Raw genomic sequence first — 11,594 nt, 5'->3', positions numbered from 1 at the left:
GTCACGACGCCTGATGAGCGAGCTCGACAAGGACAAACTTCTGGCGGACACCACCGCCCTGGACGAGTTCAATCGCGCGATCGTCGATGAGTTCCGTGCCAATGGCGGAGTGGTCGGTGGACCCTTCGAAGGTGGCACGCTGCTGCTCCTGCACACCTTGGGTGCCAAGTCGGGCCAGTCGCGCCTGTCGCCGTTGGCATATCTGACAGTCGACGGCCGGATGCTGATCGTGGGCTCATACGCGGGCGCATCGAAGAATCCGGCATGGGTGCACAATCTGCGCGCGAACCCGAAGGCCTACATCGAGATCGGGACGGACGCCTATGACGTCGACGTCCGCGAGCTGCCCGACGACGAACGTGAGGCGATGTATCCCAAGATTGTCGAGCTGGCACCGGTGTTCGCCGAGTACCAGGCCAAGACGTCGCGCAGCATTCCGCTGTTCGAGCTCACCCGCGCCTGAGCTTCTCAGACGGCGAAGACCTGGGTGTCGTCGGCGAAAGCCTTGAATTCCAGGGCGTTTCCGGCCGGATCGTAGAGGAACATGGTCCACTGTTCGCCGGTCTGACCCTCGAAGCGCACATAGGGTTCGATCACGAACTGCTGGTCGACACTTCGAAGCCGGTCGGCCAGTTCGTGAAACCGGTCGATCGTCAGAATCAGCCCGAAGTGCGGTACCGGGACATCGTGGCCGTCCACCGGGTTATGAGCCCGGGCGGGTCGGTCGCTGACCTTGTGCGTCACCATCTGGTGGCCGTAGAAGTTCCAGTCGATCCAGCTGTCGTCGCTGCGGCCCTGTTCGAAGCCGAGCACCTTCCCGTAGAACGTCCGCGCGGCATCAAGGTCGTCGACCGGGATGGCGAGGTGGAAGCGGGGGATGGGCGAGTCCAGGATAGCGCTCACGAGACACCTTTCGTTGTGTCGGAATGTTAACATTCCGACATGATTGGCACCGTGGCCCCTGCCCGGCGGCGCGGGCTGGCGGCCGAGGTGGCCGACATCCTCCGCGACGCCATCTTCAGTGGAACCTATGCACCGGGTGCATCGCTGCGCGAGGTCGAACTGTCCTCCGCTCTGGAGGTCAGCCGCGGGCCGGTGCGCGAGGCGCTGTCGCTGCTGGAACGCGAGGGACTGGTCCAGAGCGTGTGGCATCGTGGCACCGCGGTCACCACACTCTCGCCCGATGACATCGCTGAACTGCACACCCTGCGTGGGGCATTGGAAGAGCTTGCGGTTACACAGGTGGTCAGGTCTGGTGCCGACATCGCGGCTGTCGACGCGGCGGTGCTGACCATGGAACGCGCGCGCACCGAACACGAGATGCTACGGGCCGATATCGAGTTCCACGACGCGGTGTACACCGCGGCCGGTCATTCACGACTGTTGGTCGCCTGGCAGGCCATCCGGTCGCAGGTCTACCTGCTGCTGCTCACCCGGATCGGGGTTGACGCCCGCCACTATCTGACCGATCTGCCCGCAGAGCATCGGGAGTTGGCCGATGCACTGCGCTCGAAAGACGTGGCCGCGGCGGTGGCCTTGTTCGCCACGCACCGCGAGCACGCCCTCCAGGTGATCAGAGCCGTTCGATGATGGTGGCGTTGGCCATGCCGCCGCCCTCACACATCGTCTGCAGACCGTAACGCCCGCCGCGCTGCTGCAGGGCGTTGACGAGCGTGGTCATGATGCGGGCACCGCTGGCGCCCAACGGATGTCCGATGGCGATGGCACCACCGTTGACGTTCGTCTTGGCCAGGTCGGCGCCGGTCGAGGCCGCCCAGCTGAGCACCACCGGAGCAAACGCCTCGTTGACTTCGAACAGGTCGATGTCGCTGAGCTGCAGGCCGGCCCGCTTGAGTACCTTCTCGGTGGCCGGGATGACACCGGTGAGCATGTACAACGGATCGGATCCCACGACGGTGGTGGTGTGGATCCGGGCCAACGGCGTGAGCCCCAGCCGTCGTGCGGTGGCACCGCTGGTGATCATCACCGCGGCGCTGCCGTCCGACAGCGGGGATGAATTGCCTGCAGTGATGCTCCACTCGATCTGTGGGAAGCGAGCGCTGTACGCCTCGCTGTAGAACGCGGGTTTCAAACCGGCCAGGGTGTCGACGGTGGTACCCGGACGGATGATCTCGTCGGTGCTCAAGCCTGCGATCGGGATGAGCTCGTTGTCGAACAGCCCCTCCTTGGTGGCGCGTGCGGCCTTGTCGTGGCTGGCGGCAGAGAACTCGTCGAGCTCGCTGCGCGACAAGTTCCATTTGGCGGCGATCAATTCGGCGCTTATACCCTGGGGGACCAGGCCTTCGGGATAACGAGCGGCCATGTCGTGGCCGAACGGATCACTGCCGGGAAGCACCGAACTGCCCATCGGGGCCCGGCTCATCGACTCCACGCCTGCGGCGATCACGATGTCGTACGCTCCGGCCAGGACGCCCTGTGCGGCGAAACTGATGGCCTGCTGGCTGCTGCCGCACTGGCGGTCGACGGTGGTGCCGGGCACGGTTTCCGGGAAGCCGGCACCCAGAAGCGCGTTCCGGGCGATGTTGACGGCCTGGTCGCCCACCTGCGTGACGGCGCCGGCGATCACGTCGTCCACCTCCGCCGGGTCCACGCCGGTGCGCTTGACGAGTTCGCGCAGACTGTGGGCGAGCAGGTCGGCGGGGAGCACATCATGCAGTGCCCCGCTGGCCTTGCCCTTGCCGATCGGGGTACGTACCGCGCCCACGATCACCGCATCCCGATCTGAGAATGTGGCCATTTCTCCTCCTGACGCTCACCGCTGAGTATCGTTGTCTATATCCAGATATAACACCTGGGTATAGTTGAAACAACCCAGACGGCGAAAGGATTCCGATGCTGCAGGGATCGCTGGTGGACCGTGACGCGTGGTCGCCGGTCGGGGAGTGTCCGATCGAGAAGACCATGGGCGTCGTCGGCACCAAGTCGGCGATGCTGATCATGCGTGAGGCCTATTACGGCACCACCCGCTTCGACGATTTCGCCAAGCGGGTCGGCATCACCAAGGCGGCCACGTCGGCCCGGCTCACCGAACTTGTCGACACTGGACTGCTCACCAAGCGGCGGTATCAGGAACCCGGGCAGCGGGCCCGCGACGAGTACATCCTCACGCCGGCCGGCGTGGATTTCATGCCGGTGGTGTGGGCCTTGTTCCAGTGGGGCCGAGCACATCTGCCGAACAACGGAAGGCTGAAGCTCACCCACCTGGAGTGCGGCGCCGATGCGCACGTCGAGGTGCGCTGCGACGACGGTCATGTGGTGCCGTTTGATGAGTTGGGGATGAAACTGGTCAGGCGGAGAGGAAGTGCCTGACCGGCGTCTGGGGATTCGGCGCGCCGTTGAGGCCATGTCGCCGAACCACGAAAGTGCGTGTCTTGCTGAGGTATTCGCAGTCACAAGCGGGTTTGTTCTGTCGGCGCCTCGGTCCAGTTTGTGCATATGGGCAGATGCTGACAACACAACTCGCAGTCGGTCGGAGCCGCCGTTGAGGTGGTTACGGGCCGGATTGCGCCCTTTGCTCTCCAGGTGAAACATGCTTCTGGGCATTGCCTTTCGAACCCGCGATGCTCAACACCTCGACGCCCGAACTGCGGGCGGCCACCAAAGCCGGATGGTCAGCAGCACCGTCGGTGACGATGGTGTGCACCCGCGACAGCGCAGCGATGCTCACGAACGTGACCCGGCCCAGCTTGCTACGGTCGGCGGCGACGATCACGCGGTCAGCCCGGCTCAACGCTGCCCGCTTCACCCGTGCCTCGGCCTGCAGGTAGTCGGAGAACCCCCGCTCGGCGTCGATACCGGCCACGCCCATCACGTAGGTGTCGCAGTTGTACCGGGTCAAGATCTCCTCGGCGCTGGAGCCCACCAAACTCAGCTCGCCGGAACGTAATTCGCCGCCGGTGACCACCACATTGGTTTGGGGCTCGTCGACCAGCGCCAAAGCGATCGGCAGGCTCGGAGTCACCACGGTCAGGCCCAGGCTACGGCCGCGCAGTGACCGCGCCACCGCCAGAGAGGTGCTGCCCGCATCGAGGATCAATGTCTCTTTGGGGCCGATCAGGTCAGCAACGGTATCGGCGATGTGATCCTTCTCCAACACCGCGTCAGTGACGCGTATGGCGAACGACGGCTCGGTGTCTTTACCCAGTACGGCGATTGCCCCGCCCACCACCCGGCGGACTACGCCGCGCGCCTCCAGCGCCTCGATATCGCGGCGAATCGTCATCTCCGAGACGTCGAATTCGGTCGCCAGGGCCGTGTAGCTGACTTCCCGCTCAGCTCGCGCGCGCTGTTCGATGAGCTGTCTGCGGGTTTTCACGTCCATCGTCACTGGCGGCCCCGCCGTGAAGAATTCACACCCCACACCTCGTTCGCCGTCTTGATACAGGCGACCCACCCGACAGTGGTTGAACCTATATCACCCCTGGTCGGGGTGCCCATCCAGTTCCCCAGTTGTCCAAATCCCAAACTGCGGGCCGGTTACGGTTCGGATGTGCTGCATCTTCGAGTTGTCGCCCCAGAGCGCCTCCGTGAGCCGGTGCTGGACGTGCTGCGCAGCCAGGTGGGTGTCGCGAACATCTCGCTGTATCCCGGAGCTGCAATTGAGCCGGTCGGTGACGAGATCACCGCCGACCTCGCCAGGGAGTGCGCCAACGCCGTGATCAAAGCCCTCAAGGCACTCGATGTGCAGCACCAGGGCGCCATCACCTTGCAACAACTCGACGCCGTGTTGTCCACCAGAGCTCACCAGGCTGAGGATGCGGCGGAGGGCGACCCGGCCGACGCCCTGGTGTGGGATGAACTGATCAGCCGCACCCGCGAGGAGTCCTCGCTGAGCGTCACCTTTCTGCTCTTCCTGACGCTGGCCTGCCTGCTGACGGCAATCGGAGTGGTGACCGACTCCACGGTCACGGTGGTGGGTGCGATGGTGCTGGGACCCGAGTTCGGCCCGTTGGCCGCGCTGTCGGTGGCATTGGTGCGCCGCCGCGGCGACCTGACCCGGCGCGCGGGGTTGGCCTTGCTGGTCGGCTTCCCGATCGCCATGGGCATCACCGCGTTGGCCACCGCGGCCGCAGAATCGCTGGGCTGGCTGACGGTCGACAGCGTGCACCATCTGCGGGAGGTCGACTTCATCTTCCAGGTGGGCCCCCTCTCGTTCGTGGTGGCGCTGTTGGCGGGCGCGGCAGGCATGCTGTCGCTGGTCTCGGCCAAAGCCACCGGACTGGTCGGGGTGTTCATCTCGGTGTACACCGTCACCGCGGCGGGTTTTGCGGCCGTGGCCGCCACCCTGGGCGACTGGGACCTGGCGGCGAAATCCGCCCTGCAGCTGGCCGTCAACCTGGTCGGCATCGTGCTGGCGGGTGTGCTGGTCCTGGTGCTGCGGCCGCGGGGCGTTCCGTTGCCTCGCTCGGCACACAGCTGACGTGACCTTCTTGCGCTGATCTCCTTCGCCTGGTTCGTCCGCCCCCGCTTCGCTGGGGGTGCCCCCACGCCAGGCTCGGCCTCAGGCGCGGCACAATGCGAGCGGGTGCCGGTTGTGATGGGATTCTGCGCTATGGGAATCAAAGTGGCGCTGGAGCATCGCACCACCTATACCTTCGACCGGCTCGTCGAGGTTCACCCGCACGTTGTGCGGCTGCGCCCCGCCCCGCATTCGCGCACCCCGATTGAGGCCTACTCGCTGGAGGTCCTGCCTGCCGACCACTTCGTCAACTGGCAGCAGGACGCGTTCGGCAATTTCCTGGCCCGCCTGGTCTTCCCCAGCCGCACCCGCCAACTGACCATAAACGTCGGATTGATCGCCGACCTCAAGGTGATCAACCCTTTCGACTTCTTCATCGAGGACTGGGCCGAGACCGTCCCGTTCGCCTACCCCAAGGCGCTGCTGGAGGACCTGAAGCCGTATCTGCGCCCGGTGGACGAGACCGACGAGGGAGACGGTCCAGGAAGCCTGGTCACCGAGTGGGTGCGTAACTTCGACATCAAACCCGGCATCCGCACCATCGACTTCCTGGTGGCGCTCAATCGGGCTGTTAATGCCGACGTCGGTTACAGCGTCCGGATGGAACCGGGTGTGCAGACACCGGACTTCACCCTGCGAACGGGTATCGGCTCCTGCCGCGACTCGGCCTGGCTGCTGGTGTCGATCCTGCGTCAGCTCGGCCTGGCCGCCCGCTTCGTCTCCGGCTATCTGGTGCAGCTGGCCTCGGACGTCGAAGCGCTCGACGGCCCGTCCGGTCCGGCCGCCGACTTCACCGATCTGCACGCGTGGACCGAGGTGTACATCCCCGGCGCAGGCTGGATCGGGCTGGACCCGACGTCGGGACTGTTCGCCGGGGAAGGCCACATCCCGCTCTCGGCGACCCCGCATCCGTCGTCGTCGGCACCGATCACGGGTGCCACCGGCAAGGCCGAGACCGTCCTGGACTTCTCGAACACCGTCACCCGCGTACACGAGGACCCCCGTGTGACGCTGCCCTACACCGAGGCGGCCTGGAGTTCCATCGTGGACCTGGGAGCCCGGGTGGACAAGCGGCTGGCCGAGGGCGACGTGCGCCTGACTGTCGGTGGGGAGCCGACGTTCGTCTCGATCGACAACCAGGTGGATCCGGAATGGACCACCGATGCCGACGGCCCGCACAAACGCGAACGAGCCTCGGCCCTGGCGGCGCGGCTGAAGAAGGTGTGGGCCCCCCAGGGGCTGGTGCAGCGCAGCCAGGGCAAGTGGTATCCGGGAGAGCCATTGCCGCGCTGGCAGATCGGACTGTTCTGGCGCAAGGACGGCGAACCACTGTGGCAGAACGACGCGCTGCTGGCGGACCCGTGGTCGGTCGAGAAGACCACGCCGACCATCGCTGCCGATGCCGGGGCGCAGCTTCTCGGTGTCATCGCCGAAGGGCTGGGACTACCCGCCACCCAGGTTCGACCCGCCTATGAGGACGCACTGAGCAAACTGGCTGCTTCCGTGCGGCTGCCAGTGGGCCAACCGGTTGTTGCCGGTGACGACCTCGAGTCCGACGGTGCCGATCGCCGGGCCGAACTGATTCAGCGGCTCGAAGAGCCGGTGACCGAGCCGGCCGCGTACGTGCTTCCACTGCACCGCAGCGAGGAAGACGACGTCTGGGCCAGCGCCGACTGGCGGTTGAGACGGGGCCGCATCGTGCTGCTGGAAGGCGACTCGCCCGCAGGCCTGCGGCTGCCGCTCGACTCGATCAACTGGAAGCCGCCTCGCGCCACACATCCGAAGGACCCGCTGATCCAACGCGGCCCGCTGCGCAGCCACAAGGCCGCACCGCCACAAGAAGCGGCCGACGTCGACGAGACCGACAACGCGCCCACCACCGCCATGGTCGCCGAGATCCGCGACGGCCTGCTGTACGTCTTCCTGCCGCCCACCGAAGCGCTGGAGGACTTCGTAGATCTCATCGCCCGCCTGGAGGCCGCAGCCGCCAGCATCGACTGCCCCATCGTGGTGGAGGGTTACGGTCCGCCGCCGGACTCCAGGCTGGAGTCGATGACCGTCACACCCGATCCCGGGGTGATCGAGGTCAACGTCGCACCCACCCGCAGCTTCGCCGAACAGCGCGCCCAATTGGAGACGCTGTACAACGAAGCGCGGCTGGCGCGCCTTTCTACCGAGCAATTCGACGTCGACGGCACCCATGGTGGCACCGGCGGCGGCAACCACATCACCCTCGGCGGCATCACCCCGGCGGATTCGCCGATGCTGCGCCGCCCGGACCTGCTGGTGTCGATGCTGACCTACTGGCAGCGCCACCCGGCGCTGTCGTACCTGTTCGCCGGTCGGTTCGTCGGCACCACCTCGCAGGCGCCGCGCGTCGACGAGGGCCGCTCCGAAGCGCTCTACGAACTGGAGATCGCGTTCGCCGAGATCGCCCGCCTCGGCGCCGGAGGTTCGCAGCCGTGGGTGACGGACCGGGCATTGCGGCATCTGCTGACCGACATCACCGGCAACACCCACCGCGCCGAATTCTGCATCGACAAGCTCTACAGCCCCGACAGTGCCCGCGGCCGGCTCGGCCTGCTGGAGCTGCGTGGCTTCGAGATGCCGCCGCACTACCAGATGGCGATGGTGCAGTCGCTGCTGGTGCGCAGTCTGGTGTCGTGGTTCTGGGAGCAACCGCTGCGGGCGCCGCTGATCCGGCACGGCGAGAATCTGCACGGGCGATACCTGTTGCCGCACTTCCTCATCCACGACATCGCCAGCGTCGCCGCCGATCTCAGGGGCCAGGGCATCAACTTCGACACCAGCTGGCTGGACCCGTTCACCGAATTCCGGTTTCCTCGCATCGGCACCGCCGTGTTCGACGGCGTGGAGATCGAACTGCGCGGCGCCATCGAACCGTGGAACACCCTGGGCGAGGAGTCCACCGCAGGTGGCACCGCCCGCTACGTCGACTCGTCGGTGGAGCGGCTGCAGGTCCGCCTGATCGGCGCCGACCGGCACCGCTACATCGTCACCTGCAACGGCTTCCCCATCCCGATGCTGGCCACCGACAACCCCGACATCCAGGTGGGCGGCGTCCGCTATCGAGCCTGGCAGCCGCCGAGTGCGCTACATCCCACCATCACGGTGGACGGACCGCTGCGCTTCGAACTGGTGGAGGTGGCCTCCGGTATGTCACGCGGTGGCTGCACCTATCACGTCGCACATCCAGGCGGACGGTCCTACGACACGCCGCCGGTCAACGCCGTCGAGGCGGAATCGCGGCGCGGTCGGCGCTTCGAGGCTTCCGGGTTCACCCCCGGTAAGGTCGACGTCTCCGACATCCGCGAGAAGCAGGCACGCCAGTCCACCGATGTGGGCGCGCCGGGCATCCTCGACTTGCGTCGGGTGCGTACCGTGCTGCAGTGACGAGGAGGATCGGCGTGTCAGTACCGCTGCCCGCTGCCGACTCGTTCGGCGGCGGGGACTCCGGGAGACACGACCCTGACAGCCTGCTCGCCGGCTACCGCGACGCGCGTGCCCAGCAACTGCTCTTCGACGTGCGGGGAGGCTCGGGCACCGGGTACGACGAGTTCGTCGACCCGGCGGGCAACGTCCGCGAGTCCTGGCGCGACCTGGCTGAGGTGCTCGGTGACAGGGGCCGTGCAGGTCTGGATCGGCTGCGCAACGAGGTACGCGGCCTGGTCGACAACGACGGCATCACCTACATCCAGCTCGACGGCGATGGCGAAGCGGTGCCGCTCGACGAGGACGGCGCTGCCGAGCCCGGACCATGGCACCTGGACGCCATTCCGCTGCTGATCTCGTCGACGGACTGGGACGTGCTGCAGGCGGGTCTGGTGCAGCGCTCGCGTCTGCTCGACGCCGTCCTGGTGGATCTCTACGGCGATCGGAAATCGATCACCAGCGGGGTGCTGCCACCGCAGCTGCTGTTCGCCCATCCTGGCTATCTGCGGGCGGCCCGCGGAATCGAGACGCCGGGGCGCCACCAGCTGTTCCTGCACGGCTGCGACATAAGTCGCGCGGGTTCCGACGGCTTCGTGGTGAACGCCGACTGGACCCAGGCGCCCTCAGGGGCGGGGTACGCGCTGGCCGATCGCCGGGTGGTTGCCCACACCATTCCCGACCTCTACGAGCGGATCGCTCCGCGGCCCACCTCACCGTTCGCCCAGGCGCTGCGACTGTCACTGATCGAGGCCGCACCCGAAGCAGCCGAGGATCCGGTGGTGGTGGTGCTGAGTCCCGGCATCCACTCCGAGACCTCGTTCGATCAGGCCTACCTCGCGTCGGTGCTGGGTTTTCCGCTGGTGGAGAGCGCCGATCTGGTGGTCCGCGACGGTGCGCTGTGGATGCGGTCCCTGGGCACCCTGAAAAGGGTGGACGTGGTGCTGCGCCGAGTCGATGCCGACTATGCCGATCCGCTCGACCTGCGGGCGGATTCACGCCTGGGTGTGGTGGGTCTGGTGGAGGCGCAGCGCCGCGGGGCGGTGACCGTGGTCAACAGCCTGGGCAGCGGCATCCTGGAGAGCCCGGCGATCCTGCGGTTCCTGCCCGAGCTCGCCGAACTGCTGCTGGGGGAGACGCCGCAGTTGCCCACCGCGCCGATGTACTGGGGCGGCATAGACGCCGAGCGTTCGCATCTGCTGGCCAATCTGGACGCGCTGCTGATCAGACCTGCCACCGGCGGTGGACCCATCGTCGGGCCGGCGCTGAGTTCAGCGCAGCGCGCCGCACTGGCGGACCGCATCTCAGCGACACCGTGGCAGTGGCTGGGCCAGGAGCTGCCGAAGTTCTCCTCGGCACCCACCGATCACTACCCGGGCGGGCTGTCGGCGGCCGGGGTGGGGATGCGGCTGTTCGCGGTGTCACAGCGCGGCGGGTATGCGCCGATGATCGGCGGGCTCGGCTACGTGCTGGCCCCCGGCAATGCCGCGTTCAAGTTGAACAGTGTTGCCGCCAAAGACATCTGGGTGTTGCCGTCCACCAGGGTGGGCGCTGAGCGCACCCTGGGGCTACCGCCCAGCCTGGCCGCGGTCACACCGTCGGGAACCCGCGCCGTCAGCTCGCCGCGTGTGCTGTCGGATCTGTTCTGGACCGGCCGCTACGCCGAGCGTGCCGAGCACATGGCGCGCCTGCTCAACGTCACGCGTGAGCGCTATCACGAGTACCGTCACCGCCAGGACCTCGATGCCAGCGAATGTGTTCCGGTGCTGCTGTCGGCGCTGGGCTACATCACCGGCACCGACACCGGCTCCGACGGGGACAAGGCCGAGATGATCGCGGTGGCGCCCACCACGATGTGGCTGCTGACCGCCGACCGCCGACGGCCCGGCTCGCTGGCCCAGTCCATCGAACGCCTGGGCCTGGCCGCCCGCGCGGTGCGCGACCAGATGTCCAACGACACGTGGATGGTGCTGGCCACCGTCGACCGGGCGGTGTTGCACTCCTCGGATTCGCCGCCGGACTCGCATCTGCGCGGTGATGCCGAGATGGCCTCGGCGCACGCCAGGACACTGCAGGGGATGCTGGCGCTGTCAGGGGTGGCGGCCGAGTCCATGGTGCACGATGTCGGCTGGCTGATGATGGACATCGGCAAACGCATCGAACGCGGCTTGATGCTGGCCGCGTTGCTGCGCAGCACCATGACCACGGTGCGCGAGCCGGACGCGGAGCAAACCATCACCGAGGCCACGCTGGTGGCCTGTGAGTCGGCGGTGATCTACCGCCGCCGCAACCTCGGCAAGGTTAGTGTGGCCGCTGTGGCCGAGCTGCTGCTGTTCGACGCCGAGAATCCGCGATCGCTGGTGTATCAACTCGAGCGGTTGCGCACCAACCTGCGAGCACTGCCCGGGGCGTCGACGTCGTCACGCGCCGAACGGTTGGTCGACGAGATCAGCACCCGCCTGCGCCGCCTCGACCCGGCCGACCTCGAAGACGTCACCCCGGAAGGACAGCGCAGCGAGTTGGCCGGCCTGCTTGACGGCGTGCAGGCCGGGCTGCGGGAACTGTCCACGGTCATCACCGCGACACAGCTGTCGCTGCCCGGCGGCATGCAGCCGCTGTGGGGTCCCGACGAGCGCAGGGTCATGCCGTGACCGTTTTCCCGGAC

The 11,594-nt window shown here is 67.0% G+C and carries 9 protein-coding genes; 6 read left to right on the top strand and 3 right to left on the bottom strand.

The window, feature by feature from the left end; all coding sequences use genetic code 11:
* Positions 1 to 13 precede the first annotated feature (13 nt).
* Positions 14 to 463: a nitroreductase family deazaflavin-dependent oxidoreductase gene (locus tag BVC93_RS28925; protein WP_083740399.1), complete on the top strand. Its 450-nt coding sequence runs from the start codon at positions 14 to 16 to the stop codon at positions 461 to 463.
* Between the two features lie 5 nt (positions 464 to 468).
* Here the strand turns inward: BVC93_RS28925 and BVC93_RS28920 are convergent, their stop codons facing one another.
* Positions 469 to 903 (bottom strand): VOC family protein, encoded by a 435-nt coding sequence (locus tag BVC93_RS28920; RefSeq protein WP_236950171.1) that lies wholly within the window; start codon positions 901 to 903, stop codon positions 469 to 471.
* Positions 904 to 942: 39 nt separating this feature from the next.
* Between BVC93_RS28920 and BVC93_RS28915 the strand changes: the two genes are divergently transcribed.
* Positions 943 to 1,590: a GntR family transcriptional regulator gene (locus tag BVC93_RS28915; RefSeq protein WP_083740397.1), complete on the top strand. Its 648-nt coding sequence runs from the start codon at positions 943 to 945 to the stop codon at positions 1,588 to 1,590.
* Here the strand turns inward: BVC93_RS28915 and BVC93_RS28910 are convergent.
* Positions 1,574 to 2,758 (bottom strand): thiolase family protein, encoded by a 1,185-nt coding sequence (locus BVC93_RS28910; protein WP_083740396.1) that lies wholly within the window; start codon positions 2,756 to 2,758, stop codon positions 1,574 to 1,576. The two genes, BVC93_RS28915 and BVC93_RS28910, sit on opposite strands and share 17 nt — an antisense overlap.
* 89 nt (positions 2,759 to 2,847) lie before the next feature.
* On the opposite strand from BVC93_RS28910, the gene BVC93_RS28905 reads away from it, so the two are divergent.
* Entirely contained in the window at positions 2,848 to 3,330 is a 483-nt protein-coding gene (locus BVC93_RS28905; RefSeq protein ID WP_083740395.1) for a winged helix-turn-helix transcriptional regulator, read from the top strand.
* Positions 3,331 to 3,511: 181 nt separating this feature from the next.
* On the opposite strand, the gene BVC93_RS28900 is transcribed toward BVC93_RS28905, so the two are convergent.
* Complete coding sequence (locus BVC93_RS28900; protein WP_083740394.1) at positions 3,512 to 4,342, bottom strand: DeoR/GlpR family DNA-binding transcription regulator; 831 nt, start codon at positions 4,340 to 4,342, stop codon at positions 3,512 to 3,514.
* Positions 4,343 to 4,510: 168 nt separating this feature from the next.
* On the opposite strand from BVC93_RS28900, the gene BVC93_RS28895 reads away from it, so the two are divergent.
* From BVC93_RS28895 to BVC93_RS28885, 3 genes are all read left to right on the top strand, one after another.
* On the top strand, positions 4,511 to 5,440 hold the full coding sequence (locus BVC93_RS28895) for a DUF389 domain-containing protein (protein WP_083741444.1): 930 nt from the start codon (positions 4,511 to 4,513) through the stop codon (positions 5,438 to 5,440).
* Positions 5,441 to 5,572: 132 nt separating this feature from the next.
* Entirely contained in the window at positions 5,573 to 8,893 is a 3,321-nt protein-coding gene (locus tag BVC93_RS28890; protein WP_083740393.1) for a transglutaminase family protein, read from the top strand.
* A 26-nt stretch (positions 8,894 to 8,919) separates the two neighbouring features.
* Positions 8,920 to 11,580, top strand: coding sequence for a circularly permuted type 2 ATP-grasp protein (locus tag BVC93_RS28885; protein ID WP_157517301.1), 2,661 nt, complete (start codon positions 8,920 to 8,922; stop codon positions 11,578 to 11,580).
* Positions 11,581 to 11,594 lie beyond the last annotated feature (14 nt).

Origin of the sequence: Mycobacterium sp. MS1601, assembly GCF_001984215.1 — a bacterium.
Classification (GTDB): Bacteria; Actinomycetota; Actinomycetes; order Mycobacteriales; family Mycobacteriaceae; genus Mycobacterium.
The sequence above is the reverse complement of the archived record's forward strand: the minus strand, read 5'-3'. Positions and strand labels throughout refer to the sequence as shown.

Coding starts and splice junctions, on each gene's coding strand:
- BVC93_RS28925 (WP_083740399.1), top strand. CDS start 14: ATGAGCGAGCTCGACAAGGACAAACTTCTGGCGGACACCACCGCCCTG.
- BVC93_RS28915 (WP_083740397.1), top strand. CDS start 943: ATGATTGGCACCGTGGCCCCTGCCCGGCGGCGCGGGCTGGCGGCCGAG.
- BVC93_RS28910 (WP_083740396.1), bottom strand. CDS start 2,758: ATGGCCACATTCTCAGATCGGGATGCGGTGATCGTGGGCGCGGTACGT.
- BVC93_RS28900 (WP_083740394.1), bottom strand. CDS start 4,342: ATGGACGTGAAAACCCGCAGACAGCTCATCGAACAGCGCGCGCGAGCT.
- BVC93_RS28890 (WP_083740393.1), top strand. CDS start 5,573: ATGGGAATCAAAGTGGCGCTGGAGCATCGCACCACCTATACCTTCGAC.